The 23,893-nt window shown below is 40.3% G+C and carries 35 protein-coding genes and 2 pseudogenes; 16 read left to right on the top strand and 21 right to left on the bottom strand.

What is annotated here, in order from left to right; genetic code table 11:
- Positions 1–5: 5 nt before the first annotated feature.
- The 19 genes and pseudogenes from AYJ55_RS35305 to AYJ55_RS00740 all read right to left on the bottom strand — a co-directional run bounded on the left by AYJ55_RS35305 (position 6) and on the right by AYJ55_RS00740 (position 13,338).
- Complete coding sequence (locus AYJ55_RS35305) at positions 6–359, bottom strand: phage head morphogenesis protein (protein ID WP_063653547.1); 354 nt, start codon at positions 357–359, stop codon at positions 6–8.
- Entirely contained in the window at positions 356–700 is a 345-nt protein-coding gene (locus AYJ55_RS00635) for a hypothetical protein (protein WP_063653549.1), read from the bottom strand. The genes AYJ55_RS35305 and AYJ55_RS00635 overlap by 4 nt, the downstream gene beginning before the upstream one ends.
- Positions 666–1,506, bottom strand: a pseudogene (locus tag AYJ55_RS35310) (phage portal protein). The gene AYJ55_RS00635 and the pseudogene AYJ55_RS35310 overlap by 35 nt, the downstream one beginning before the upstream one ends.
- Entirely contained in the window at positions 1,446–2,078 is a 633-nt protein-coding gene (locus AYJ55_RS34325; RefSeq protein ID WP_063653556.1) for an anti-CBASS protein Acb1 family protein, read from the bottom strand. The pseudogene AYJ55_RS35310 and the gene AYJ55_RS34325 overlap by 61 nt, the downstream one beginning before the upstream one ends.
- Positions 2,078–3,685: pseudogene (locus AYJ55_RS00660) on the bottom strand (terminase large subunit). Before AYJ55_RS00660 ends, AYJ55_RS34325 begins: the two are co-directional and overlap by 1 nt.
- Positions 3,686–3,848: 163 nt before the next feature.
- Positions 3,849–4,400, bottom strand: a complete 552-nt coding sequence (locus AYJ55_RS00665; protein ID WP_063653407.1) for a terminase small subunit — start codon at positions 4,398–4,400, stop codon at positions 3,849–3,851.
- Between the two features lie 214 nt (positions 4,401–4,614).
- A complete protein-coding gene (locus AYJ55_RS00675) occupies positions 4,615–5,199 on the bottom strand; it encodes a BRO family protein (protein ID WP_063653562.1) in 585 nt (194 codons plus the stop codon).
- Positions 5,200–5,376: 177 nt separating this feature from the next.
- Positions 5,377–5,826, bottom strand: a complete 450-nt coding sequence (locus AYJ55_RS00680) for a lysis protein (protein ID WP_063653564.1) — start codon at positions 5,824–5,826, stop codon at positions 5,377–5,379.
- Entirely contained in the window at positions 5,793–6,278 is a 486-nt protein-coding gene (locus tag AYJ55_RS00685) for a lysozyme (RefSeq protein WP_063653566.1), read from the bottom strand. Before AYJ55_RS00685 ends, AYJ55_RS00680 begins: the two co-directional genes overlap by 34 nt.
- On the bottom strand, positions 6,238–6,474 hold the full coding sequence (locus AYJ55_RS00690; RefSeq protein ID WP_245677223.1) for a phage holin family protein: 237 nt from the start codon (positions 6,472–6,474) through the stop codon (positions 6,238–6,240). Before AYJ55_RS00690 ends, AYJ55_RS00685 begins: the two co-directional genes overlap by 41 nt.
- 360 nt (positions 6,475–6,834) lie before the next feature.
- Positions 6,835–7,620 (bottom strand): ORF6N domain-containing protein, encoded by a 786-nt coding sequence (locus AYJ55_RS35315; RefSeq protein ID WP_162505197.1) that lies wholly within the window; start codon positions 7,618–7,620, stop codon positions 6,835–6,837.
- A 245-nt stretch (positions 7,621–7,865) separates the two neighbouring features.
- Positions 7,866–8,213, bottom strand: coding sequence for an antiterminator Q family protein (locus AYJ55_RS00700; RefSeq protein ID WP_063653572.1), 348 nt, complete (start codon positions 8,211–8,213; stop codon positions 7,866–7,868).
- 68 nt (positions 8,214–8,281) lie between these two features.
- Complete coding sequence (locus AYJ55_RS00705) at positions 8,282–8,638, bottom strand: RusA family crossover junction endodeoxyribonuclease (RefSeq protein ID WP_063653574.1); 357 nt, start codon at positions 8,636–8,638, stop codon at positions 8,282–8,284.
- Positions 8,639–9,574, bottom strand: coding sequence for a hypothetical protein (locus AYJ55_RS00710; RefSeq protein ID WP_063653575.1), 936 nt, complete (start codon positions 9,572–9,574; stop codon positions 8,639–8,641).
- Positions 9,575–9,607: 33 nt separating this feature from the next.
- Positions 9,608–9,853: a DUF1187 family protein gene (locus AYJ55_RS00715; protein WP_063653576.1), complete on the bottom strand. Its 246-nt coding sequence runs from the start codon at positions 9,851–9,853 to the stop codon at positions 9,608–9,610.
- 14 nt (positions 9,854–9,867) lie between these two features.
- Complete coding sequence (locus AYJ55_RS00720; protein WP_063653577.1) at positions 9,868–11,265, bottom strand: replicative DNA helicase; 1,398 nt, start codon at positions 11,263–11,265, stop codon at positions 9,868–9,870.
- A 235-nt stretch (positions 11,266–11,500) separates the two neighbouring features.
- Entirely contained in the window at positions 11,501–12,544 is a 1,044-nt protein-coding gene (locus AYJ55_RS00725; protein WP_245677225.1) for a replication protein, read from the bottom strand.
- Positions 12,545–12,565: 21 nt separating this feature from the next.
- A complete protein-coding gene (locus AYJ55_RS00735) occupies positions 12,566–12,937 on the bottom strand; it encodes a hypothetical protein (RefSeq protein WP_063653584.1) in 372 nt (123 codons plus the stop codon).
- A gap of 107 nt (positions 12,938–13,044) precedes the next feature.
- Positions 13,045–13,338 carry a YdaS family helix-turn-helix protein gene (locus tag AYJ55_RS00740; RefSeq protein ID WP_245677226.1) on the bottom strand — a complete coding sequence of 98 codons (294 nt, stop codon included), beginning with the start codon at positions 13,336–13,338 and terminating at the stop codon, positions 13,045–13,047.
- A gap of 52 nt (positions 13,339–13,390) precedes the next feature.
- Here AYJ55_RS00740 and AYJ55_RS00745 point away from each other — a divergent pair, with 52 nt between their 5' ends.
- Positions 13,391–13,822 (top strand): helix-turn-helix domain-containing protein, encoded by a 432-nt coding sequence (locus AYJ55_RS00745; protein ID WP_063653588.1) that lies wholly within the window; start codon positions 13,391–13,393, stop codon positions 13,820–13,822.
- Between the two features lie 406 nt (positions 13,823–14,228).
- Positions 14,229–14,540 carry a hypothetical protein gene (locus tag AYJ55_RS00750; RefSeq protein ID WP_063653589.1) on the top strand — a complete coding sequence of 104 codons (312 nt, stop codon included), beginning with the start codon at positions 14,229–14,231 and terminating at the stop codon, positions 14,538–14,540.
- Between the two features lie 154 nt (positions 14,541–14,694).
- Here the strand turns inward: AYJ55_RS00750 and AYJ55_RS00755 are convergent, their stop codons facing one another.
- On the bottom strand, positions 14,695–14,922 hold the full coding sequence (locus tag AYJ55_RS00755; protein WP_063653590.1) for a transcriptional regulator: 228 nt from the start codon (positions 14,920–14,922) through the stop codon (positions 14,695–14,697).
- Between the two features lie 99 nt (positions 14,923–15,021).
- On the opposite strand from AYJ55_RS00755, the gene AYJ55_RS00760 reads away from it, so the two are divergent.
- From AYJ55_RS00760 to AYJ55_RS00790, 6 genes are all read left to right on the top strand, one after another.
- Positions 15,022–15,753: an XRE family transcriptional regulator gene (locus tag AYJ55_RS00760; protein ID WP_245677227.1), complete on the top strand. Its 732-nt coding sequence runs from the start codon at positions 15,022–15,024 to the stop codon at positions 15,751–15,753.
- A 512-nt stretch (positions 15,754–16,265) separates the two neighbouring features.
- A complete protein-coding gene (locus tag AYJ55_RS36625) occupies positions 16,266–16,607 on the top strand; it encodes a transcriptional antitermination N peptide (RefSeq protein ID WP_063653593.1) in 342 nt (113 codons plus the stop codon).
- Positions 16,600–16,803, top strand: a complete 204-nt coding sequence (locus tag AYJ55_RS36630; RefSeq protein WP_063653595.1) for a hypothetical protein — start codon at positions 16,600–16,602, stop codon at positions 16,801–16,803. The genes AYJ55_RS36625 and AYJ55_RS36630 overlap by 8 nt, the downstream gene beginning before the upstream one ends.
- 80 nt (positions 16,804–16,883) lie before the next feature.
- Positions 16,884–17,651, top strand: a complete 768-nt coding sequence (locus tag AYJ55_RS00780) for a serine/threonine-protein kinase (RefSeq protein ID WP_063653597.1) — start codon at positions 16,884–16,886, stop codon at positions 17,649–17,651.
- Positions 17,648–18,397, top strand: coding sequence for a PP2C family protein-serine/threonine phosphatase (locus AYJ55_RS00785; protein WP_063653599.1), 750 nt, complete (start codon positions 17,648–17,650; stop codon positions 18,395–18,397). The genes AYJ55_RS00780 and AYJ55_RS00785 overlap by 4 nt, the downstream gene beginning before the upstream one ends.
- A gap of 281 nt (positions 18,398–18,678) precedes the next feature.
- Positions 18,679–18,936: a hypothetical protein gene (locus AYJ55_RS00790; RefSeq protein ID WP_063653601.1), complete on the top strand. Its 258-nt coding sequence runs from the start codon at positions 18,679–18,681 to the stop codon at positions 18,934–18,936.
- 16 nt (positions 18,937–18,952) lie between these two features.
- On the opposite strand, the gene AYJ55_RS00795 is transcribed toward AYJ55_RS00790, so the two are convergent.
- Positions 18,953–19,324 (bottom strand): hypothetical protein, encoded by a 372-nt coding sequence (locus AYJ55_RS00795; RefSeq protein WP_063653603.1) that lies wholly within the window; start codon positions 19,322–19,324, stop codon positions 18,953–18,955.
- A gap of 101 nt (positions 19,325–19,425) precedes the next feature.
- On the opposite strand from AYJ55_RS00795, the gene AYJ55_RS00800 reads away from it, so the two are divergent.
- The 8 genes from AYJ55_RS00800 (at position 19,426) to AYJ55_RS34335 (ending at position 23,683) form a co-directional block, all read left to right on the top strand.
- Positions 19,426–20,214: a KilA-N domain-containing protein gene (locus AYJ55_RS00800; RefSeq protein WP_063653605.1), complete on the top strand. Its 789-nt coding sequence runs from the start codon at positions 19,426–19,428 to the stop codon at positions 20,212–20,214.
- Between the two features lie 250 nt (positions 20,215–20,464).
- A complete protein-coding gene (locus tag AYJ55_RS32350; protein ID WP_063653607.1) occupies positions 20,465–21,214 on the top strand; it encodes a BRO-N domain-containing protein in 750 nt (249 codons plus the stop codon).
- A 65-nt stretch (positions 21,215–21,279) separates the two neighbouring features.
- Positions 21,280–21,981, top strand: a complete 702-nt coding sequence (locus AYJ55_RS30325; protein ID WP_063653609.1) for an antA/AntB antirepressor family protein — start codon at positions 21,280–21,282, stop codon at positions 21,979–21,981.
- Between the two features lie 129 nt (positions 21,982–22,110).
- Entirely contained in the window at positions 22,111–22,248 is a 138-nt protein-coding gene (locus tag AYJ55_RS30330) for a hypothetical protein (protein ID WP_187153132.1), read from the top strand.
- A gap of 147 nt (positions 22,249–22,395) precedes the next feature.
- Positions 22,396–22,644: a hypothetical protein gene (locus tag AYJ55_RS00815; protein WP_063653611.1), complete on the top strand. Its 249-nt coding sequence runs from the start codon at positions 22,396–22,398 to the stop codon at positions 22,642–22,644.
- On the top strand, positions 22,641–23,390 hold the full coding sequence (locus AYJ55_RS32355) for a Sak single strand annealing protein (RefSeq protein ID WP_063653613.1): 750 nt from the start codon (positions 22,641–22,643) through the stop codon (positions 23,388–23,390). The genes AYJ55_RS00815 and AYJ55_RS32355 overlap by 4 nt, the downstream gene beginning before the upstream one ends.
- The gene (locus AYJ55_RS34330; RefSeq protein ID WP_281181061.1) at positions 23,332–23,559 is read left to right on the top strand and encodes a hypothetical protein; all 228 of its coding nucleotides are present in this window, start codon (positions 23,332–23,334) and stop codon (positions 23,557–23,559) included. Before AYJ55_RS32355 ends, AYJ55_RS34330 begins: the two co-directional genes overlap by 59 nt.
- A gap of 4 nt (positions 23,560–23,563) precedes the next feature.
- Positions 23,564–23,683 carry a hypothetical protein gene (locus AYJ55_RS34335; RefSeq protein WP_281181062.1) on the top strand — a complete coding sequence of 40 codons (120 nt, stop codon included), beginning with the start codon at positions 23,564–23,566 and terminating at the stop codon, positions 23,681–23,683.
- Positions 23,684–23,893 lie beyond the last annotated feature (210 nt).

Consider the following 23,893-nt stretch of genomic DNA (forward strand, 5'->3'; position numbering starts at 1 on the left):
AGCCTTTACGGAGCGAAAATTTCTTGCCCGTGGCTTTTTACATGATCAGGCCTTGGGTGTTGCCCTGCGCCGGTATGTCGCCAAATCCCCTCAGTTATCCCCAGCGCATGCTGTCTCACTGCCGCCAAGGCAGAATTCGCTTTTCGGTTCTGGTCACGGGCAATCAATTCCGCCCTTCTGGCAGTTACGCCAAACTGTTGTCCCAATGTTTTTTTAAGCTGAGCTAAATCACCTCCCCGCGAAACAGACTGGAGAACCACGGATTCAACGTTAGTGAAATAGCGTTGGGGGATGGATTTAATTAATGACACGTTCTCCGCCACAATCGCTGTCACCGCATTGTGCATGTCGCGCGTCATTTTGAAATCAATCGCAAACCCTTATCGACCAGCTGCTTTTTAAGGGGCACATCCACATTACCGGCTGCTCGGTTAACGAAGGTTTTTGCCAGATCGTCGGATAAGGCAGTGAATTTCTTTACCCAGCGGGCAGAAAGCGCGCGGAGCGTATTCCTTATCATTGAGGCGGGGCTGGCGTCGTAAGCAAGAGAATTTTTTGAAAAGGAAGTTAAAATTTTGGCGGTGACGTTTTTATGCATCCTGGTAATCTGGCGACGTAATTCACGCTGATACCAAAGCTGTATCCCTGCATTGGGGAGTGAAGGTTTAAGTGTTTTCTCCTTCTTTTTCGTCTGTTTCATCTTCGTTTTCCTGCCCGTTCATGAAAGCAAAACCACTCTTCGGATTATTGATAAGCCATTGAGCGACATCCATCGTCGAAATACATGAACTCGTTGCTAAATTAGCCAGCATTGAAGCGTTATTGAGATTTATCTCCGACATTTCCTTTTCGGTTAGCTCATCGAGTGGGTTAAAGGTGAACGTAATTTCGGGTAATAGCTGCCCAAATTCCGCTATAAACAGGTAATCCAGCATTTGCTGTATCATGGGGCGAATATTGCGTTCCTGAATACCGGAGATGGTTTCGTGCCAGACATCGATTTCACCCTGCCCGTTTGCATTCAGTCCGCGGGCGCATTGCCAAGCAGCTTAATCACCGGCATCCGTGAGGGAATACACAGTTGTTCCTGATAGTTTGAGGCGATTTTCTCAAGATCCGTCATCGGTGTATTGATCTGAAAAAACGCTTCCTCCGTATCTAGCGCCAGTACCCCGCGATTGTTTCGGTAGTTGGTCATGATATCGATGCGGCGTTTGAACTCGCCTGGGTTTTCCATCCGTTTTTCCATGTCGGTTTTCAGCCCGTCAGCGTAAAAGCCTTGACAATTTTGGGTATTTCATCGCGGATAGTTTCCCACGCCTTGACATAAGGCTCCATTAGCTGGATCAGCGATAAGCCCCCAAAGTTATAGGCAGGTTTCAGTATCTGTGATACCGGACGCGTCACTAGGTCAATAAATCGGGAGGCATGGATGGTCTGCCCCATCACAAACCACGATGAAGGCTGATAAAAATCCGGCTCCCACGGTCTGAGCGTGTTATACATCGCCGGATACGTCCAAATAGGCTCAATAATACGAAAACCGCGAATTTATCGCCCACTTTTGCTCTGTCTTTAAAGAGCGGATTGCGCATTTCATTCTCATCGGCGCCCATGTCAATATAGATATGCGCTATGCCGAACAGACAATCATGCAAAACGGCCTGATGGATCATATCCTGAAGGCGATATTTCACGATTACCCCTTCCACCTCATTAACGAGGTCCTCATCATCGGATGAGGATTTTACGGTTAACCAATTGCGCGTAACCTCGTCAGCAAAAATCGCGGCAACATTGGCGTACTCGGATTGCTGCGCTTTCATGGCCAACATCGGGTATCCCTGAAACCCACCATACAAACAATCACTCCCGAATGCATTCAGGGTTTCATACGGGGTGGCATCATTCGCCAGCGCATCCGCTCTCTTTGCTTCGGGTATCACGCTTGCGGGAGGGGCATAGGGTTTGAATTCGTAGACTGGCTGCTCACTGACCGGATACATATCGATGTCAGAGATGGAAAATGGCTTTTTCCTTTCAGGCTTAACGTCCTTTTTCCTGTTTCTTTTGCTCATTAGAAAAATGCCTCGTCGGGAATATGGAACGGTTTTGGTACGGGCGAAAATGCCATAATTAATGAATCGGCCATGTTGGGTGAAGCGATGCCCCGTTTTTTCATGTCTTTTTTGCTCTCGACTTTCACCCGTCCATTGTTGTCGTAATTCACCCGAGGACGGGATAATTCAGCTTTCAGAGCGTCAAGTTGTTTTATACTTGCGCTCAGACTGATTAACTGGTCATTGGTAAATTGATTGATGAAATGCTTATCATCGGGGTGTTTCTCCAACTGCATGATACATCGCCAGGTATTAAAAAAACGGTCTCGGACGCCCCACCAGGCTTGCGCTTTGATATTCGCGAACATATCTTTATTGGTTTTTCCCGCCACATATTTTGCGTCAGGTTTAAAGACAGCCCCACCCGCGTTGAATCCGGTTGCGGTGATATGACATACCCGTCGTAGATGCGCTTTCACCCCTGCCCCTACCCCGATGGAGTCATAGATGATTTCATCGGCATGGGCTTCCTCAGCATAGTTTTTGACTCGGTTTGCTGAGCTGATCACGTCACCTTTACTCCACTGCTGGCAATCCGTGACAACCGATCCGTGTGCAAACGTGAGGGCGTTGCTGTCATCGCCCTCATCTGCAACGTCAAAACCGAGTCGTTTAGCCCCCGTTGTCAAAAACCCCAGTTTGATATGGGCATCAATGGCCGCCTGTACCCATTCGGCGGGAATTAAGATACCTTCAACAGACGCCTGATAGTTCAAATCCAGTTCCTGCGCCACAATGACCGGATTATCGATTTTCAGGCACTCTTTTTCGTACCATTGTTCATCTTTACGGGGGTCATTGCGCCAGTGAAAGGTAACACCGGAATGCGTCCACTGTGGCGTTTTTTGGGCAAAAGGATTGTCCATCCCATTAACCGAGCTTAAGTCAATGCGACAGCGGGTAGTTTGGGATAGGGCAGCATCAATCAATAGCGGACGAGGCAAAAAGGCGGCTTCATCGACGAAATAGAGTGTCGTCCGGTCACCCCGTCCAATATTGTCCCCCGCTTCACCCTTGATAATGGCGCCGGTGTTTGGAAAATTGACCCGCATATAAGGCGCGTGTTTTTTCGCTACCCAGCCTCCCCGAAACTCTTGCGGTAAAGTTTCAATAAACTTACGGGCTTTCCAGAACAACGCTTTCGGGTCACCGGTGCTGTCAACATACTCTTCTTTGCGTGAACCAAAGCCAATTACCATCTCTTTATTAAAGAGACATAAAGCGCATGCGAGTGCAATTGACGTCCAGCTTAAACCCATTTCACGACTCTTTTCGGTAATGCCATTTTCACGTCCTTTCCAGCGTGTCATTATCCAGTCAATCCATGCTTCCTGTTTCGGAAACAGTAAAAAAGGGGTTGTGACGGGGAGGCCGTAATCAATATTACGTGGGTCTGTTGTCATGCCCCAATCAATAATAAATTGGGCGGGGTTTTGCTGATAGAAATGGGCCAATAGTTTAAGATTTTCCGGCTGCTCCCGAAGACGTTGTAGTCGCTCAGCGCGCCATTCAAACACCTGAACATAATCCGGTTTTTTAAAGTCAAAAGGAAAGGGTAACGGCATAGAAAAATGTCCGGAAAAGGGTCAGTCAAAAAAATATTTTGCGCATAACTGTGTACATAAAAAATATAAAACAGGGTGTTGTTAAATATAACTACATGATATTAAACAATTATGTTTGCATGAATGTTATTCTTAATCCAAATAAGCAAGCAATTTCAGCCCTTTACCCCATCAATTTTTTATAGGCTTCTGCCGCCTGTTCGGGGGTCATCTCACGGGTAATATGCTCGATAGGGTTACCCCCTTTTCCTGTGTGTTCATTACTGACCTGTTCGCGAAAAGCCTGAACAGCGATATGCTTACCTAATAGCTCAAGATTCTTAATTTTATCTGGCCATTTTATTTTTTTAAGCAACGCCTCTGCGCCCTCAAGGCGTATCGCCGCAATATCTAAACCACTTAATGTTGTCCGCCAGACTTTAGGCCATTCTTTTATTGGTTTTAAATCGCCTGACTCGTTCAGAATGTCTAATACGTCCATCTGGTCGATATCAACCAGTCGCTTAAGAACGTAGTCAGCATTAACCTCAATGCGATTTTTGCGCTCCTCCATGAGGTCTTGTATGCGTTTTTGGATGTCTAGTTTTGTAACGTTCTCACTCCCTATTCTACGGGCTGTTTTTTCGCTATAGCCTGCTCTTATTGCCGCCTGTGTTGCGTTTAAATCAATCAGATACTCTCGACAAAAGGCTTCCTGTTTATCTGTGAGAGTCATAATAGCTACCTTACTTAATGTTTATTTTTAGCCGCACTCTTCGCCCATCGTTTAGCCTGATTGAGACAATCCACTATCATCTTGCCTCGTCTGCTTGCGGGTTGTTTGCGGTAGTACCGGATAGCTTCACTTGTTGCCATTGCTGCTATTAATGAAGAAAAGCCGAGCTTGATTAACTCGGCCTTGACATTAGTTTCGATGAATTGTTCGTGGTTCATGCTGGGATTTCTCCGTCAGGAAAATCACCAAGATCAGGTATATTAAGTTGAGTTAGCTTTAGTGCTATAGCGGTTGCTTCTTTTACTTTCTTTATGTCTCTTTTACGCTGAGCTAATAAACCACTACCCTTTTGCCCTCTATGCTTAAATGAAGCTTTATCAAACATAGCTATTGAGTCATGTATTTTTTGTCCAGTAAGTTCAGTTAATGTCTTTATGTCAAGAACGCCAACTTCAACATTTGATTCTTTTTCAACCAAATCTAGTAGCCATATTCTTAAATCTTTTGCTACTTTTGTTCGTGAAAACATACCAATAAGATAAGCTCCACGCAGGGAATATAATCTTACATCGGATACAAATTTATTGTAACTCGTTGATTTATCCGAGGTCCTCACTTTGGCTACAACACTCATACTGGCAGTAAATTCGTCTTTATGTCTGTTATAAAGATTAGCGACTTTTTTGCTGTCTTTATATTCAAGTAATTTTGCTAAATGTTCACCTGTGAGCCATATCTTATTATCTCCATTATTAAAAGGAGCAATATTGTGGGTTTTAAATGTTAATACACTATTCATGATGTCTTCCTTACTTAGGTAATGAACCTTTGCCACATAGGAAATCAGCCCATCGAAGTGACATCAGCAAAACTGATTACCTCAAAGGCTCATTCCTAAATAACGGGTTCGATGTTTGGATTAGTTGCGTATGTGGCACGCTAGATTTGTTAAGATTTGAACGTGTCAATTACCGATTCATTGACACTGTGTTTTGATATATTTTTGCAGATATTCCGTCTGCTTTTCGTTCTCAGCTATCATCGCTCTGAGACGGAAATAATCTTCTCGAGCTGCCTCACCAAGTTGTGGGGTGGCTTCATCATGTCGGCTCTGGGGGGTAGCGGTTTTGGATGTACGACACACGGCGTTGAGGCGCAACCACTTGTTACCAGCACGAACAGCATCATGCAGCTTATCAAGCTCTGTTTTGGCATTATTCAGTTCCTCGGTGTGTTGAATATTGAGTTGATGTAAGGTATCGATTTTTTGCTGTTGCCGTTTCACGGCTTCAATTTGTGCGTGATATTGCTGTTTTAATGTTTGGTAGTTTTGCCTGATGGTTTGATAACGGTAGTTGATAAAAATAAGTGAGAGAATTAACCCTGCAATAATCACTCCGATAAATGAGTAAGGTCGCCATAACATATTACGCTCTCAATTTCCCGACGGGTAATTAGCCCTTTCCAAACTTCGCCTTTCACATAAACCCACCGCTTCATCTCATCACATGCCCCTTTTCGGTCATTGTTGTTGAGCTTTTTGAACAAGGTCGATTTGGCAAAATTACCCACGCCCACGTTATAAGCAAATGAGTAAAGGGCTGCCTGTGTTAGCGTGTTGATATTGACCTTAATCAACGGGTCAACATAACGCTTAACGGCTTTTAAATCGTCATTAAGCCACTTATCGCAGTCTTCTTGCGTGTACATCCGGTTACGCACAATATCCTTGCCTGTGTGCCCGTAGCAAACAGAAAGAATACCGCCACCGTCAAAATAGGGCTTAAGTCTCAGCCCTTCGAAATGCGTTATCATCGCTGAGGCTAAAAACAGCGCACTACCGCCCGTTGCCATCAATATTTTTTTCGGTATCTTCATACTGACGCTCCTTGAGTTTGTACTCCTTTTTGCGGTAGTACACGTTGATAAAAAATGTCCCTATCGTGCAGACAATACCCATCACAGCTACCCACTGCTCAAGGGTAAAAAAATCAAAAATCGTTGTCATGACTCCCCCGATGGTGGTCATGATGCCCCACAGATAGGCGGCAGGTGTTGAGTATTTTTCAGACATGCGCATATACCCTACCTTTGAGGGTTCCATTGCTTTAAATTAAACAGGGGAGCCAACCGCCTTACTCATTTATGTTTAATGGCTTGTGAGTATTGCGGTGGCGTAAACGAAAAACCCCACGCTTTCACATGGGGCTATGCACTACTGCCTTAATTACCTTATATGTACCCTACGAGCTTATAAAAAGTAGTGCGTTAACAAGATATAATTATTAGGTCAATGAAACAACAAAAAACCCCACAAAAGTGGGGTTCTAATATATGTTTAAGCGCTAACTCAATAGCTATACGCTACTATAACATATAATACTGTACGGATGTACGGACAGTCAAGCATTTTACTGAATGATTTGATCAATATTTAACGTCGTTGTAGAAATTGCTGAATTTCGGCTTGTTGCCAGCGTGTTAGTGTATCTGCCAGAACAAGAGTATGCTCCTTACTCTCTTCGAGTAATTGTTTCATTTCAGCTAATACCTTGTCTGCATCCTCACGTTTACGGAGCACTCTCCTTACGGCCTGTTTCTCAGCCTCATAAATCGCTTCTTTAACACCATTGGTGAAGTTATAAATCTTTTCACATTCTTTTGCGATTATGGGTATCTGATTAACTTCAAAATTTTGGGGTGACTCTACCCCTGTTGCATGACGTAGAGCATACCAGATGCCTTGCGTCCACGAACGCTCAAATCGGAAGCCGTTAGCCATCGTCCAAATGAGACGAGAAAGGTGTGAGGTGTCATCTGCGGTTAATAATTCTCTGGCTTCTGGATAGTGTTTAGGCGTATTAAATATTTTTTCTGAATGAAAATAGCAATCTTCTAATTGCTCGAAGACTTCCCATGCTTGATCTGTCTCTAGCATCTTTGCATGACGAGCAGCTCCGCGTTCTGTCCATAGAATAAGGCTACGAGTTTTGGGTGAAATTTGCAAATGTCTTAAAGACACTCTCAAATTATCAAGATCACTTCCTACTATTTTATAAAAATGCTTGCCATGAACAAACCTATCAGTATTACGGTTGTGATTTTTTCGAATTCTTGCTGACTCTGTACCGTAAAGTTCAGCTAAAAGCTCAGTGGTAATAACAGGGATATTTTTATGAGTGATGACACGTAGGGATTCTGTAGATACATAGTTAGCCATAATCGGCCTCCTTTACAGTTTAAGTTATGACTACCAGTTAGTTATTGGTAGCCAGGCGTCAACTAGAGCCTGTAAAGATGCTCCGGGCATATTCCCCTTTCGGGTGTTTTATTACGCCTCTCCACCCGGCCTTCGGATGTGATTATGCCGTATAACGGACATAAAAAAGCCGCATGGCTATCGGGTGCGGGTGACCGCTTTACAAGTTCTAGTACGGTCAGCATACGATAGTCTATACGGTGTTGTCAATTTGTTGCTTTAAGGAGTGTGTGAACAGTGCCAGCTATGTAGGATTCAGCCCTACCCATGTAAGCGGTGATATAGTCAGGTCTTTTCTTCCAGTTTTTAGCTATCATCCGGCATGAAATATGATGCTGATAATGTAAGCAAATAATGTTATATCCATCGATATCATATTTTTTTAATCCGGCTACTGCTTTATCAACTATTTCGCCTTCCTCATCGCTTAGCCAGGGTCTGTCATCATCGAATTTAACAGGAGCAATGGTAGACATACCTTTGTATTCGGTTCCAATTCGGCTCATGCTCCAGTTTCCCCATCCTTCCAGTAAATCTTTTACGTGTCTACTCATCTGTCCTCCGGCAAAAACAGGAATAGGGGCATGGTCTCAATGCCCTGCGTTGAATGTTGGTATCTTGATTACGCTATTACCCAAATGGTGATAACCAGTTTTCCGCCCTTAATGATTTCCTTGCGCTCAACGTGCAACACATCTATCTGAGAATCATCAATTATCAAACCGCCATGGCAGAGTGCATCAATCGGTGCTTTCATCAGGTTATCTAAATCTCGCTTGCGACGGTCAGGTGGATAGACCCCTATCTCAACCCCTAAACGTTGCGATAATCGCTTACCGAGCTTCTGATGCAGAATTTCAGCGACTACCGACTGACGGTATAATCTGCCTTTTGTGGTGATGAAGTGTTTGTGTTTGGCGTGATACCAGTAGTGATTGACAGAAGGTGGGAAAGGAACGGTGATGTTATAAGTTTTCATTCATAGCTTAATCTCTCTCATCTCCACCCCTTTAGCGGTATAACCGGTTAACTGTTTACCTGCTATTCGTTGACGCTTTTTCGTCAAAAAGTGGATGTGGTCTTCATAAACATAACGGTATTTACCATCGACAAGGATATGTTTAAAGGCTTTCGTTGGTTGCTTTGCATACTGCACAAATCGTGTTAAGCTATTGTTTTTAATGTTTTCTTTTGTGCGCACCTCTTTGAGCGTTTTTTCTTTACATCGATAAATCCAAAAATCATTGAGCTTTCCGGTTATCTTTCTGGTACGCACTTTGATATAACCCAGTCGCTTCATGAGCTTGCTAAATTCTGCGTCATTACGGATTAAGTTACCGATATATCCTAACGGCTCAGCTTGCCAGCCTTTAGTCTGATAGATTTTTATCAATCCGCGATGGTAATACTTATTCAGAATCGTGTATTTATCGCCTTGCTTCGGATTACGATACAGCGTCCAATTATCAACCGCTTCTTTCCGTGCTTGTTGGTCAATCAACAACGCGAAGGTTGCCAAAGGGGAATCGTCTTTCCGTTCAGTGAAATTCTGACTGACTTTGCAAATAATATTCAGTGCATAACTATCAATATCTTTGGGCTGCACAAATCCATAATAACCATTACTTTTCAATCTGTTAGCTGTGCGTAACTCCGAATGATAATCATAAGATTGCTTATCCTGACCTGTTAGTCCAATATCGCTATCTGCCTCATGAACGGACATCCCCGAATTAAGCCACACTAACCCATTGCCATCGTGTCTCAGTCCTAAATCCGTTAATGTGCAGAGACCATTGTTAATGACTGACCAGTTGCCTGAAATAACCGCTTTTCTAAGATTAAATATATCTAGGTCCTCACTTTGGACGCAAAGGTATCCCTCACGGCTATTTGCCATGCGTTGAATTTTCATATTTTTGCCTATTTAATTTTTATTTGGGTGTGTTTATTGATTTACTTTTCTACAACTAAAATTTTCTATTGATACTTTTGGCAATTTTCCACTATTTCCAGCTTTGCCATTCCCAACATTCCAGTAGTAACCTATCTCGCTAAATTGTATTTTGAACATGGACGGCTGCGATAACATTTTCAAGCAATCTTTTTCTGTTAGTGCCTTGTCGCTAAAGCGACACCAATGCACAGGCTCGCCACCATCTTTAACAATGGTTGCTTTAATTTGGTATTTCATTGGGGGTGTCCTGATTAGAATTTCTTATCGGAATAGCGCTTAGGTTCTTTTTGAGGTTGGCTTTTTGCTGCGGCTACATGCTGGTCAACAGGGGAAATACTTAGTCCTTTCTGGTCAACGTATACCGTGCCCGTTTTACCATGTCGATTTAACCGTAGTATGAGTTCTGTTAACGTTTTATCCGCTTCCGTGTCATAAACCGATTCCCGGTGAATCCCTAACCAATAATCGCAATCCTGCTCAATTTGCCCCGTGTCGCGGCTGTCGCTGGGCATGGGTCTTTTGTTGGTGCGCTGTTCTAAACTTCGGTTTAATTGTGTTAATAACACTACAACAGTATTGAGTTCTTTTGCCAACACTTTTAACCCTTTGGTGATATTTCCGTAGGCTAAATCGTTTCTATCCGCTTTTTCAGCCTGCATCAGTGTTAAATAATCAACGCCAATAAACCCAATATCCCCTATTTTACGTTTTATTTTTCGACATTCTGATTGTATGTGGTGCAAAGTCATGGCTGGCGTATCATCAATCCAGATGTTGGGCTGTTGCTTGAGTCTACCCATTGCATTACACAGTTCATCCCATTCGTGCTCTTCCAGTTTCTCATAAAACCGATTAGAGTTGAGATTGGATTGTTGACTTAACATGCGCTCGGCTAATTGGCAATCCGTCATTTCCATACTAAACAACAGCACCGCTTTCCCTTGATTTGATACATTTTTCGCCATTTCAGTCAGTACTGTCGTTTTACCCACCTTGGGGCGTGCACCAATCACAAACAACGAACCATTAACGATTTGTTTAGGTTTAAGCAAGTCGTCAAAGTCCCTAAATCCTGTTTTGAGTCCGCAATCCTTTTCAGGATTATCCTGACGGTCACAAATCTCTGTAAACATATTGTCCAATACATCATCAATCCGACTAAGCCCTGCATTGTAACCCACTTTGCCAAACTTTGCAGCTTCATCAATCAGACGTTGCGCCATATCAATTTTATCACTAAATCCTAGCGCATTAGGCTGAATAAACAGTTTTTGAATTTCAATGGCTTTCTCAACCGTATAGCGTCCTACTGCACACTCTTTGATACTTTTTGCGTAACTCACTATGTTTGCGGCACTCGGGATATTTTTAGCTATCTCAGCAAGATAGGCAAATCCACCCGCCTTTTGAGCTATCCCTGATTTGGATAATGCTTCATCCACCGTGATAATATCGATTGCCTCACGTTTCCGGCTCATCGCGCGCATTTCTGCATAAATCAATCGGTGGTGAACCGCGTAAAAATCATCTGGGCTTAGCAGTGAAAACACCTTCAAGGCATTATCGCTCATCGGGTCTATCAGTAAACCACCAATAACACTTTGCTCGGCAGGAAGGTTATTGGGCACTTGATTAACACTATGTCTCATTGGGTCATTCCTTAAATCTAAAACTCGCCGTATCGCATTCTGAGCGACGATAAAATTTTAGTGATACGAATTTACGTTTAAATCGAGAAAACGGCTTAGAATGGAGAGGGGTGTGTTTTAAACGGGTATCTGAATGGTAAATTGAGATTGAATTTTAAAATCTGAGGGTAAAAATGCTAATTTTCAACTTCGATCATTCGCTCTGTCCTCCTTGACTGAATTACTACTTGATAACTCATAACGCCCCTTCCCTGGTTTTTGTTACCGTGTCCGGTCTTAGCAGATAATCAAGACTTGCTCGCCAGCCTCGGTCATTTTCACCGAAATACCAGGGGTTTGCTGTTTCAACAAATACTTCAAAATAGTTTCTGGCAGCATCAACCGAAGGATTTTTGAGTTCTTTCCAGAATTTACCAATAGCCCGTTTACGTTTGTCGTTCAGTGATTCAGCATTGGGTAATCTGTCACCTACTGTCTCGTTGTAAACTTGGAGGATTTCCTGATAGGGGATTTTGGTTTTTCGATTGTTAGAAATTAATTTCTCATCATTCCCCTCATGAGGGGTTAGGGGAGTATTTTCTTTTTTCTTTAAAAGATTTCTTTTGTGTTTAGCTGACTCAGCTAATCTAACATTAGCTAACTTGGCTAAACTTTTATTAGCTGACTTAGCTAATTTATTATCATTAGCTGAATTGGCTAATGTTTTGCTATTTTGGCTAATATTGAAATTCCACTCAGATATTTTTTTGTTAATTCCTATCCTTCCCTTTTCTAAAATTAAGATATTCATTGAAATCATTTCATTTTTTGCTTTACAAACATGGGTATGATGTATACCTGTTATTCCTGCAATTTGTGTATTAGTAATTCGATCAAGCTTTTTACCGAAGCCATAAGTTTTTCTGACTATAGTGAGTAAGATTTTTATCTGTCTGACAGTTAAATCAGCACCTGCTATCGCTTCAAGTAGCTCATTTGCTATTCTGGTATACCCATTTTCAATCTCAGCCACGGCATTCTCCCTGACTTCGTTTTTAACTCTGTAATCATCAAGACTGGTGACTGTTGCAGCCATTTTTAACTCCTTGTAACTTTCTGAATTCTGATACAAATCGATGTGCGAAACGCTTATTTTTTGATGCAGCAACCAATAGCCCATCAGGACTATCTGGATGGGCTCTTTCTTCGTGGTTTTTATTGATAAATCGGCGATTTTTTGGCATAATGACCTCGCTGAAATTGAAAGAAAAAAAGGGAAATTTGCCGTTTCCCTTCTCATTAAACTTCCTGAAATCTCTAATTAAATACAACACTCGATCTGACATTTTGAAGCTTCATCGTTTTTTAACCTTGAAGCTTCTTTTTTTGGCAATCTCAAATGCTCTAGCATGTCTATCAGCTTGCGTATCTCTTCACCTGAGATATTCGTGATAACTACCTCCTGTGTCGATGAATCAGGCACACTCACTACATGCCTAGGCAAGCCGTATTCTGAAACGACCTGACAGGCTAGTTTAAATATTCTGGTTTTATCCCGACTCGCTGTTGAGGGGTGAATCCCTAGTGATTTAGCAAACCCGTTATTACCGCCTTCTGATGCCATCTTCTGGTAGAAGTAAGATTCTAAATGCTCAGGTTTGCAGGTGATTTTGATAGTATTTGAATATTCCATGGTTATAATCCTTAAGTAATAAAATTCCCTACCTCGATATTCCTATGAGGTTGTGGTGGCTCTAACGCTTATTCAGAGCGAGTCAAAATGTTAAAGAACGGTGTTACTCAGAGAGTATTTTGCTTATCAGCAGGGATACCATCTGTTGGGTTTGGGTAAAGATCAGGGCGTAGCTGGTGTGGTGTTATATTCCATTTCAACATCTCGCAAAGAGGAATAACTCTTTGAGAGGGTATAGTTCTAGAAAACCATTGGGCTACAGACTGTTGTTTACAACCAAAATAGTTAGCTATTTCAGCTTGGGTATACCTTGACATAATTTTTTCTTTTGTCTGTCTTTCCATGTCAAAACCTCTTTTAAAATCCAAAACTAAAATACAAGAAAATATTGTTAATTTCAACAATAAATTCTTTTTTAATAGGTTTACAAGATGATCTTGTATAATGTTATATATGAAACTTACAGCTATTGAGATATCAATGTACCGAATCAGCAAGCTCCTTAAGGATAAAAATTGGAGTCAGCGTGAACTCGCCCAAAAAATTGGTGTGACACAACAAACAGTACAACAGTGGATATCAGGGAAAAGCACACCAAAACCAGCAAGCTTAGATAAATTATCCGAAGTAACAGGATATGATATTGATTGGTTTTATCGTTTACCCGAAAAAGATGAGGAAGTATCCTCAATTGAAAATTCAAATAGGTTTAATCCTCATAATACTGATAAACGGGGTCAACAAATTTTATCACTGATATATGAGCTACCAGAAAAAGAAGTAGTAAAGATTATGAGTGAGTTAAAAGATAAGACAGATTATTATAGAACTCTGTTTGAAGAGTTAAAAGTTAAGCACGAATCAAAAAAACACCAGACGTTTTAAGTCAAAACCTATCTTGCCCAATTTTCCTCGCCTAAAATAACAATAAAATACTGTTGACATAAACAATTATTTATTGTTAAATTAACTCCATCAACTCACTGCAACAGGCAAACGCCAGACAATACTCCGAGTTATCTTAAGCCGAGCCAGACGTTGCCAAGTAGCCAGCCCGAGGCATATGAACATGAAGGCAAGTGAAGTCATCAGTAACTAAGTCATTCGCTCTTTAACATATTGGAATCACGGCTCTGAATAAGCGTTAGAGCAACCCCACCAAGTGAGTTTTGGGGTGTGTGAATATAACAAAACAGTCGAACTTCATTTTTACACCAGGGAATAAACAGACTGTGAGTACAAACCGGAAGCATCCGGCACACACCACTAAAACTTATTTAGGAGGAACAAAATGGCAACCACTATCTTTAAACCTAAAAAAGACAATGCTAAATCTCGTCGCCTAGCAAAACAAATGGCATTCTGGGATAGAAAACGTGCTGAATACGAAGCGAAACCTAAACCCCGTTCTACAGAGCAAATCCTTGATTCCATATTCAACAAGCAAGATGATACCGTTAATACCCTTGCATCACTCACTTTCAATCTAAAAGACAAAAATCCTCAGCCTTCATTTGATAACTGTTGCTTACCTAATACTTATCTCTATTCTGTAAGAAAATACTCAAAAACACGCAAACCAAATAGCATACATACAAAATGATTTGATAGTCTTTGCAGCAATCTTATCCTACACTTAATTCCATAAGTTTCAGATAATAGTTATCCCTCCCGATGGGTTGGGAATTTAAAAATCTCCCAATTTCAGGGAGGCCAGGTTGTTAAAGAGCGGTGGTACTAAAAATCGTAATTATTTATTATTCACTTTCAGGATGAGGGAATAACTTAGGTAAATCAGGTCTAAAACGATAAGCAGGAACTGTACCTCCCGTGATTTCAACTAAATCAGGTACAAACTTGGGAGATACTGGTTTTTTACCATTTAACCAATCGCAAATAGTTGATTGAGCCAATCCGCATTTTTTTGCTAAGGCTTTTTGACTTCCGGCTATTTTGATAGCAGTTTCTATTCCATAATTTTTCATTAATCGAATCTCCTATAGATAAAACCGATTATAAGAATCAATCAATAAACTGTCAATCGTATTTGCTATTTTGCGTATGTATCGTTCATGCGATATTATTTGATCAAATATCTTCATGGGGTTATTCAGGTGAGCTTTTCAGAGAGACTCAAGCAAGCAATGCAAGAAAAAGGATTCAGTCAAAGCGCTTTAGCTAAAGCTGTCGGAATGGCTCAATCAAGCGTATGGCGACTGACGAGTGGTGGCGCATTAGGAACAAAAAAACTCATAAAAATAGCAAAAGTTTTAGATGTTAATCCTGAATGGCTTTCAGATGGAATTGGAACGATGAAGGCTCACGATATTAAATCTAATAATCAATTAATTATTGATTCTGTATCGCATTACACGGACAAGAGTAAAGATTATGAAAAGGATAGTAATGTTGTCAAACTAAAATTATATAACCGCATTGAGTGGGTGCTTTCCCCTAGCGTTAGGGATAAAGAGGACACTTATTCTATGTTTTTAATACCTAAAAATATAGTTGAAGAAACCAATAGCTCAATTAAAGATTCAATATCAATAATTGCACCTGATGACAGCATGTCACCTATTATTCAAGAAAACTTTACCGTTGCCTTAGATACCAGTATAAAAGATATTAAAAATGGTAAGATTTATTTAGTATCTTATGGTGGTGTATTTATGATACGCGCACTTTATAGTTTACCTGAAAATAAAATCAAATTAAAAAATTATAAATCTGATGATTACCCAGAATTAATCGTTTCTGCATCAGAGCTACTAATAATAGGAAAAGTCTACTATGTAGCAGGTAAAACTGATTAAACATAATCAGCCCACTATCCAAGTGGGCATTAGTACCCTTCAATCAGTTTATATATTCCAAATCTACTTTTCATTTAAAAATTAAATACAATCGTTTTTTAGATAAAAAGCTCTATATTATCATTTTGTTATTTAAAACCACCTATATTAATCGTTTTTACGATTAACAATCAAAATAGAAAAAGCTATTATCATTCCATCAACTCACTGCAACAGGCAAACACCAGACAATACTGCGAGTTACCTGAAACCTTGCCAGACGTTGCTAAGTAGCCAGCCTGAGGCGTACGAACATGAAGGCAAGTGACGACAGTTAAGCAATACCGCTCTTTAACACCATTTCGCTGAAAAAGCGAACCATAAAACACCCAAACAGTCGGTTTTGGGGTGTGTGAAATAACCAAATTGCAGCCATAAAGTTGAAACCAACACCAGGGTACTACCAATATGACTGTAAATATAATCCGGATACCTCCGGCACACACCACCAAAACCCATTGTCAGGAGGTAATATGTGTAACTTTCATGGTTATGATAATGCTCGCTGTCGTAGACATGAGCGTAGAAGCGCCAAGCGAGCAGCCTATAACTATAACAAAGCGCTTAATTTGGCATTGAAAGCAGCGTTAAACCCATCTAAAAAATCTAACCAACTAACAACTCCAAATCCTAAACGCCCTGTTCTTTCACTAAAAAGAAAAATGATGAACCGTGTAGAAATAGCAATTTCAATACGCCCTACTAAAGTGTGTGACACATTTAATAATTGCTGTTTGCCTATAGCAGCTTTGTATACTTCCAGACGGTTTAATAATAAACCTAAATCAAACTTCGGAGTAACCGCTAATGCTTGATAATGACGAAAAAGAGCACAGAGAATGCAAATGGTCTTGGACTGACTCAGATTATTTTTGGGAAGCATCTTGTGGGTTTACATTTCAATTCATGGGTGGTAGACCGAAAGAAAACGACATGAACTACTGCCCTGGATGTGGAAATAAGTTAATTGTCAAAAACACCGCCGCCCTATCTGTGTTCTGGGGCATGTAACTGCGAAATTTTGAAACAATTAATTGGTTACTCATTAATTTAATAGTAAATTATGTCCATACTCAAAAAAGGCTAAAAGTATGGAAAGAAAAGGTAACTATTTAATTGAACCAGTTGAAGAAATTGGTAATGGTACTTTTGGTAAAGTTGAATTAATAAACTTATTCAATTTGAATGGAAAATTAGCTGGGCAATATGCTAGAAAAACGTTATCAGTTCAAAAAGAATATGTTGGCTCAATATTTACTCATGATGAATTGAGAAGAAGATTTAAACGAGAAGTTTTTTATCAAGCTAATTGTAAACATTCTAATATTGTCTATATATGTATGCATCACATGGAAATCGACAATCCTTGGTTCATCATGGAACTTTCGCAAACAGATCTCAGAAAAGAACTTTCAGAAAATATATTAGATATAAATAAGAAAGTGGAAATAACAAAAATGATCTTAAAGGGAGTCATTTATGTTCATCAGAAAGGCTATCTTCACAGAGATCTAAAACCCGCTAATATTCTAAAATTTAACAATGATGTTTATAAAGTATCAGATTTTGGTCTAATAAAAAACTCAAATAACGAATCTGAATCAGAGATATTAACAAACATTCAAATTGCGTTAGGAACTGTAGAGTATATGTCACCTGAGGCGAAGAGGGGAGAATATAGTATACAGTCAGATATCTACGCACTAGGAGTTATAATGGAAGAAATGGATATTTCAGCTATTGACGGTGTTGATGACATTATACGTAAGAGTACTAATCTAAGACGTAAAGATAGGTACCAATCTGTTTCAGAAATGTTAGTTGGCTTTAACAAAGTGATTGAAAGGAGAGAGGAATGATAGAGCTGTTAAATTGTGGTTTCTTCTCCTATGGTAAAGACGATACTAAGGAAAATCAGGATTCTATTTTACCTCCATCAAAAATAGGTAATGGTTACATCTTTGCCATAGCTGACGGTGTGGGTTCATATAATGGTGCTAAATTAGCCTCTCAAATAGCTATTAATTACCTATCAAAAATGGTTTTAGACCATGATATAAATATAGATTCTATATTCAGCATTATTAAGGATGAGATTTTTAAAATTTCAGATGAAAACCCTGATTTATATCGTTCCGCAACAACCCTAACTTTTTGTTATGTTAACAACGATAGTGTCCACATAGGGCATATTGGTGATACAAGAATTTATGTAAAAAATAAAAATAAACTAATCCAATTATCTAAAGACCATACAGTACATCAAAATCTATTAGATGAAAAAATATTTACAAAAAAAGAGTTAAAAAATATTAAAGGAAAAAATAAACTCACAACGGCTATATCAAGAATCGTTGAGCTTCAATACCAGAAGCTATGCTATCCAGTTTCTGAACTTACTGAACATAATGGGCTTTTGAATTTGTACATCATGTCAGATGGTGCCCATCATTTTTGGGAAAAGCGCCCCAGATTCTCTATCGAAACACTAAAAAATCCTATACGTTTTGCTTCCAGCTTACAAAGAAGAATAAATAAAAATACTAGTATTGATGATTATTCTCTAATTGCAGTAACTTTCCTGCCCAAATCACAGCTCGCTTAATCACTTATCGTATATTACACAAAATATCCTCCCTATTTATAGTGAGGTTAAAATTAAATCAGGGTAATTAATAAACTTGTATTATTTTTAACCCATAATCAATTTAAGGATGTGTGAATGCGGCTCTGCGCTCGTGGGACAGTCAAGACTATAAATTATCTTTCAAATAGCTAAATATAGTTTGATTGCGTTAACCCGTCCGTGATGACTGTAATCGGACACCGAGAGGCACTCGGCATGCATCCTAACTTTTCAGCAAATGTTAACAAGGAGTACAGATAATGAGACTGGACAATCCACGCATTGTAACAGCGAAACACCCTAATATGGGTAATCTGGTTGGGGTGACCAATGGCAGTCGTGATTTAAGAGACTCAAGATACTTAAGCAGTATTGATATATGGAATGACGACGACATGGAAACGCGCACTTTTAAAGAAATTATACAGTGCTTAACAAAAGAAAATGATTATCTTAAAAGAGAGAATCGCAGACTGATGAAGATATATCGTGAGATTAACGGGCTGTGCAGGATTTGAACCTGCAACTCATGAATTAAAAGAATTTCAGTATTGCCGTTGCAGCACTAATAGTCACAACTATTACACCACCAAGTTTTAAAAGTAGTCCATTAGCAATATGTTCAACATCCTTACGGACTAGTGCTATCTCAGAAGATAAATCTTTACGGACGTTAGAAATTTCAACAGATAAATCTTTACGGACGTTAGAAATTTCAACAGATAAGTCTTTGCGGACATCAGCAATATTGCGATTTACCTCAACAATATCAGCTTTAGTCGCCACATCAGCAACTTCATGCGATCTACGTACAACAAGTGAAATAGCCTTAGCTTGCTGACTAGTAAGTCCAGCCGTTTGAAGCTCTTCTGATGCTTGTAGTGTATCAAATGCAACCTGACCCATGGGGAATCCTCCTTTTTGGTAAGTATAACGGGTTTAGGGTTCAATCTGCAAAATCTTTCACGTTAACACTTTTATTCGTTTCATTACGGAGAAATATTTTTATGTCTAAATTAGTGGTTATTGAAAATACCGTTGTCCGTCAAGATGCTTTCGGGCGTTATTGTCTTAATGATTTACATAAAGCCGCAGGAGAATTAGAAAAGGATAGACCTAAGTATTGGCTCGCCAATGATAAGACTCAAGAATTAGGTGCTCAATTCGTAAGCGATGGTGGAATTCCCCCATCGGTTATTAAAGGAGGTACAGAGCAGGGAACCTACGTTGCTAAAGAACTGGTTTATGCTTATGCCATGTGGATTAGTGCAGCTTTCCATCTCAAAGTTATCCGGACGTTTGATGAAGTTATTTCTACACCTATCCAACCACTAACCGATAAAGTTCAGGCTGGATTAGCAATGCTGGCATTCTGCAAACAAGAATTGCGTATCGCACCTTCTGGTATGCTTGGTGCAATGAAAAAGCTACAAAATTCACTTGGTATGCCGGATATCCTTCCCGCTTATGCTGTTGATGCACCAGAAGGGAGTTTAACGGGTTCAAGCGAAGTAACGCATTCTTTTACGGAGCTTTTACTCTTACATGGTAAACCTTACAGCCCACAATCTGGCTTTAAACGGTTACAACTTCTCGGAATCGCTGAGCGTAAATCTTGTCCCAGCAGCAAACATCCTGATAAGGAAAAACTATTCTGGTCATTGACAAAAAAGGGATTACAGTTTGGTAAAAATCTGACTGACTCAAATAACCCACGTCAGACTCAACCCCATTTCTACGATAGCCAATTTCCTAGATTGCTGAGCGTCATGATGAACGGGATTGCAGCAGCATAATAAACCATTGACGAAAGAAGAAATCATGCGCTATAGTTTCTATCAGGTGCTGAACACACCCAAGTAGCGGATACCGCTCCCGAAAGTAATGCGGTTTTTTTACGTCCATAGATTGCTATGGTCGGGTAGCGAACAGAATATATAATACCCTTTTGGGAAAAACTGTTGGCCGTCTACTTGCGGTGTTCAAGTACCCGACCGCCCATCTGAACAATGGGTAATATTGAACAATCAAGTAGGACGTATATAAATGAATACTAAACTCTCATTTCGTGATGTTCACTTCAATGTTGTTAACCGTAATTGCCTTGTATATTTAACATCTGTAGAAATTGCAAAGGCACTAAAATATAAAAATTCTGATGCTGTTACGCAAATTTACGAAAGAAATTCCGATGAGTTTTCTAGTGATATGACTGAGACCCTCAATTTGAAGGTCTCAGGGAATTACGAAAAAACTGTACGCATTTTCTCTCTACGTGGAGCTCATCTTGTTGCAATGTTTGCTCGTACTCCAGTAGCCAAAGAGTTCAGAAAATGGGTGCTTGATATATTAGACAAGGAAGTTGGTAATCCTCAACCCAGACCAGAAGCCCCAGAACTCTTAAACGATAACGATACTCGTAACCTAGCTCATTTGGTTTGGAGCATGGCGAATGGATTTAGATTTGAGAGAGCATGGACACAAGGTATCTGGTATGCGCTACGTCATGCGACAGGAATCGCATCGCCTCAGCACTTCGAGGTTAATCAAATCGCAATAATTGCAGAAGAATGCCGCCGGATTTACGGCATGACTAACACGCTCAAATCAGCTATTTTTGATGCTGAAAAACAAGTTATCCGTCGTTTACTTCGTCATAAAGACGATGTCGAGACCGTACTTCGTGAAATGCAGCAACTGTTAGAATCCAGCACTCACGCACACGATAGCGTCATGACTCAATCCCTTGAAAGATGGCAACAGGCGAACGTCAATCGCTTCCTCCAACGTAACTAAATAATCCTAACGCCCCTTTTTACAGGGGTAATCATTCATCAATTTAACTATTGAGAGATACCTTTATGTCAAATTTAATAAACATCGAAACAAAAAACATCAACGGGGCATTAATCCAAACTGTCAATGCACGTGATCTACATGCGTTTTTGGAAATCGGTAAAGATTTTACCACATGGATAAAAGACAGAATTAAGCAATATGGATTTGCTGAAAATATCGACTTTATAGTTTTCACCAATTCTGGGGAAAACCCCTTCGGAGGCCGTCCGGCAAAGGAATACCACATTGCCCTCGATATGGCGAAAGAACTATCCATGGTTGAGCGCAATGAAAAAGGTAAACAGGCCAGACAGTACTTCATTGAATGCGAAAGACGAATTTTACAATCACAATTACCCAATAACCCAACAACTTTAGGCTTACCTAATTTCCTTGACCCTGCTGAATCAGCCATTGCATGGGCTGAGCAGCATAAAAAAGTTCAACTGTTAGGGGTACAGGTTCAACAGCTTGAAACCGAAATCGATAGCCTAAAAAACCTGTTTCAGATTGGTATGACACCTGTTCAATTCTGCAAGCAGCTTAATGGCGTAAATATTAACCAGGTCAACCTTTTTCTGGAATCGCGTCATTTTCTCTACGATGCAGAAAAGGATATCAGCAAGGCTCATGTCTGGCGTGTTCATTCTTATGCGAGAGATACCTATCTAACCGAATCACCCCTTCATCATGACAAACGATTACGGGAAACACCAGTGTTATAAAATCGTTCTGCTAAAAAAGGGGGCTTCATGGCTATATAACCAATACCTCAAAGTAAGCTACCGATGAAGAAAGACTGGAACGGCGAATTCACTCACGACAAATATAGTCAGGTGGCATAAGGGGTAACGATGAACAAAGACAACATCCTGCTAGCGCTGGCAAGACAGGCAGCAAAGTTAGCGATTGATACCCAACGACAAGATATATGGCTAATCGCTTTATCACTGCAACTAAAAGCTTATGGAAAAAATCATCATGCCCCTTAAATCTGAAAAGGCGAAAAAACGCCATCTTAAAGAAAAAATTATCACTCTGCTACTGGATTCGTCCTTTTCACAAAATGAAATCGAGTTATTAGTCGCGGAGATTAAAACCAGAAAAAACAGGATGCTATTTCAGTTCGAGGAGGTCAAATGAACCCTTACGCCATGCAAGATTACTGGTACGAACAACAGCAAGAAATTGCTTATTGGGAAGACAGGCTGGACGACGAAATCAGCGAACTTGTCCAGCCTGTTTATGACTGCCTACCTTCCTCAGTGATGCGAAAACTCAGTATTGAGGATTTTGACGATATCTGGAAGGCGCTGTTTAACCATTTCAAAAATGAGAACATCCATCAGTACAAAGCACTTCGAGCACCTAAGAGGAAATATCTATGAGCGAAACACAACATACCGAAAAAGAGAGAAGTTTTCAACAACAGGTTTGGGAAACGCTGTCGGTGATTAATGTTAACGATAAAGTTGAAAAGAAAAACGGCCTTTCTTATCTCTCATGGGCTTGGGCATGGGGCGTATTAATGGCACATTATCCAGAATCCTACTATGTCATTGATGCCATTAGCTATAACAATGATGGCAGTGCGATGGTGTCGTTAACACTCACGGTTAAACAAGGAAATAATGAGTTTCCCCGAAAAATGTGGTTACCCGTTATGGATTACCGGAATCAGGCTATTTCTAACCCTAATGCCGTTGATATCAATAAAACGCTCATGCGCTGTCTCACCAAGGCTATTTCAATGTTTGGATTAGGATTTTATATCTATGCCGGAGAAGACTTGCCTGAACAGGAAAAAATTGTAATACAGAAAGAAGCCGCACAACAAAAAGCCCGTTACGAACAATTAATCCAGGAATTAGAAACATCAGCAAAAGGCGGTATTGAATCAATGAAATCCCATTGGCTGAAATTAACACCAGAAGAGACGGATATCATTGGCGAAGAAAATAAAATGGCTATTTATCGCAATATTGCAATGAAAAACGAGGCTAATCATGAAGCAGAAAACGGACGAATGGTTTCAGGCAAGACTTGGGAAAGTCACCGCCAGCAATTTACACAAGGTGTTATCCAAAGGCAGGGGAACAACGCAACGAAACTACCTCATGCAATTAGTTTGTGAAACCCTTACCGGACGACGAGAAGAAATTAAAACCAATCAGGCCATTGAACGGGGCATTGCCCTTGAACCACAAGCTAGAGCGCGATATTGCCTCAATGAGTTTGATGTCACGGTCACCGAGTGGGCTTTAATCCCCACCCGTCTATTGCGCTATTTGGGCAAGTCCTGATGGTTTGGTTAATGATGATGGACTTATCGAAATCAAATGCCCCAACACCACTACCCACATTGAAACCATTGTCACAGGAAAACCGAAATACGAATACCTGTTACAAATGCACGGCACAGAATGATGTGCACAGGGAGAAACTGGTGCGATTTTGTCAGCTATGATGACAGGCTTCCCCGCTAACCTTGCTTACTACAAAATCCGAATTATCAAGGATGACAATTTAATTAACGAGATTGAACAGGCTGTTCAAGCATTTATCGAAAAGCTGAAATCAGAAATCAACAAATTAATCAAAAAGTCGGAGGCAACATGGCAAAACACAACCAGTGTA

This window comes from Candidatus Arsenophonus triatominarum, from assembly GCF_001640365.1.
Lineage (GTDB): Bacteria > Pseudomonadota > Gammaproteobacteria > Enterobacterales > Enterobacteriaceae > Arsenophonus > Arsenophonus triatominarum.

Coding starts and splice junctions, on each gene's coding strand:
- AYJ55_RS35305 (WP_063653547.1), bottom strand. CDS start 359: ATGACGCGCGACATGCACAATGCGGTGACAGCGATTGTGGCGGAGAAC.
- AYJ55_RS00745 (WP_063653588.1), top strand. CDS start 13,391: ATGAAACTTACAGCTATTGAGATATCAATGTACCGAATCAGCAAGCTC.
- AYJ55_RS00725 (WP_245677225.1), bottom strand. CDS start 12,544: ATGAGAAGGGAAACGGCAAATTTCCCTTTTTTTCTTTCAATTTCAGCG.
- AYJ55_RS00635 (WP_063653549.1), bottom strand. CDS start 700: ATGAAACAGACGAAAAAGAAGGAGAAAACACTTAAACCTTCACTCCCC.
- AYJ55_RS30330 (WP_187153132.1), top strand. CDS start 22,111: ATGAACAAAGACAACATCCTGCTAGCGCTGGCAAGACAGGCAGCAAAG.
- AYJ55_RS00690 (WP_245677223.1), bottom strand. CDS start 6,474: ATGTCTGAAAAATACTCAACACCTGCCGCCTATCTGTGGGGCATCATG.
- AYJ55_RS00755 (WP_063653590.1), bottom strand. CDS start 14,922: ATGAAAAATTATGGAATAGAAACTGCTATCAAAATAGCCGGAAGTCAA.
- AYJ55_RS34325 (WP_063653556.1), bottom strand. CDS start 2,078: ATGAGCAAAAGAAACAGGAAAAAGGACGTTAAGCCTGAAAGGAAAAAG.
- AYJ55_RS00815 (WP_063653611.1), top strand. CDS start 22,396: ATGAACCCTTACGCCATGCAAGATTACTGGTACGAACAACAGCAAGAA.
- AYJ55_RS00710 (WP_063653575.1), bottom strand. CDS start 9,574: ATGAAAATTCAACGCATGGCAAATAGCCGTGAGGGATACCTTTGCGTC.
- AYJ55_RS00665 (WP_063653407.1), bottom strand. CDS start 4,400: ATGACTCTCACAGATAAACAGGAAGCCTTTTGTCGAGAGTATCTGATT.
- AYJ55_RS00780 (WP_063653597.1), top strand. CDS start 16,884: ATGGAAAGAAAAGGTAACTATTTAATTGAACCAGTTGAAGAAATTGGT.
- AYJ55_RS32350 (WP_063653607.1), top strand. CDS start 20,465: ATGAATACTAAACTCTCATTTCGTGATGTTCACTTCAATGTTGTTAAC.
- AYJ55_RS00720 (WP_063653577.1), bottom strand. CDS start 11,265: ATGAGACATAGTGTTAATCAAGTGCCCAATAACCTTCCTGCCGAGCAA.
- AYJ55_RS00785 (WP_063653599.1), top strand. CDS start 17,648: ATGATAGAGCTGTTAAATTGTGGTTTCTTCTCCTATGGTAAAGACGAT.
- AYJ55_RS35315 (WP_162505197.1), bottom strand. CDS start 7,620: ATGGCTAACTATGTATCTACAGAATCCCTACGTGTCATCACTCATAAA.
- AYJ55_RS00750 (WP_063653589.1), top strand. CDS start 14,229: ATGGCAACCACTATCTTTAAACCTAAAAAAGACAATGCTAAATCTCGT.
- AYJ55_RS00795 (WP_063653603.1), bottom strand. CDS start 19,324: ATGGGTCAGGTTGCATTTGATACACTACAAGCATCAGAAGAGCTTCAA.
- AYJ55_RS00800 (WP_063653605.1), top strand. CDS start 19,426: ATGTCTAAATTAGTGGTTATTGAAAATACCGTTGTCCGTCAAGATGCT.
- AYJ55_RS00700 (WP_063653572.1), bottom strand. CDS start 8,213: ATGAGTAGACACGTAAAAGATTTACTGGAAGGATGGGGAAACTGGAGC.
- AYJ55_RS00735 (WP_063653584.1), bottom strand. CDS start 12,937: ATGGAATATTCAAATACTATCAAAATCACCTGCAAACCTGAGCATTTA.
- AYJ55_RS36625 (WP_063653593.1), top strand. CDS start 16,266: ATGTGTAACTTTCATGGTTATGATAATGCTCGCTGTCGTAGACATGAG.
- AYJ55_RS30325 (WP_063653609.1), top strand. CDS start 21,280: ATGTCAAATTTAATAAACATCGAAACAAAAAACATCAACGGGGCATTA.
- AYJ55_RS00685 (WP_063653566.1), bottom strand. CDS start 6,278: ATGAAGATACCGAAAAAAATATTGATGGCAACGGGCGGTAGTGCGCTG.
- AYJ55_RS00675 (WP_063653562.1), bottom strand. CDS start 5,199: ATGAATAGTGTATTAACATTTAAAACCCACAATATTGCTCCTTTTAAT.
- AYJ55_RS32355 (WP_063653613.1), top strand. CDS start 22,641: ATGAGCGAAACACAACATACCGAAAAAGAGAGAAGTTTTCAACAACAG.
- AYJ55_RS00790 (WP_063653601.1), top strand. CDS start 18,679: ATGAGACTGGACAATCCACGCATTGTAACAGCGAAACACCCTAATATG.
- AYJ55_RS00715 (WP_063653576.1), bottom strand. CDS start 9,853: ATGAAATACCAAATTAAAGCAACCATTGTTAAAGATGGTGGCGAGCCT.
- AYJ55_RS36630 (WP_063653595.1), top strand. CDS start 16,600: ATGCTTGATAATGACGAAAAAGAGCACAGAGAATGCAAATGGTCTTGG.
- AYJ55_RS00680 (WP_063653564.1), bottom strand. CDS start 5,826: ATGTTATGGCGACCTTACTCATTTATCGGAGTGATTATTGCAGGGTTA.
- AYJ55_RS00705 (WP_063653574.1), bottom strand. CDS start 8,638: ATGAAAACTTATAACATCACCGTTCCTTTCCCACCTTCTGTCAATCAC.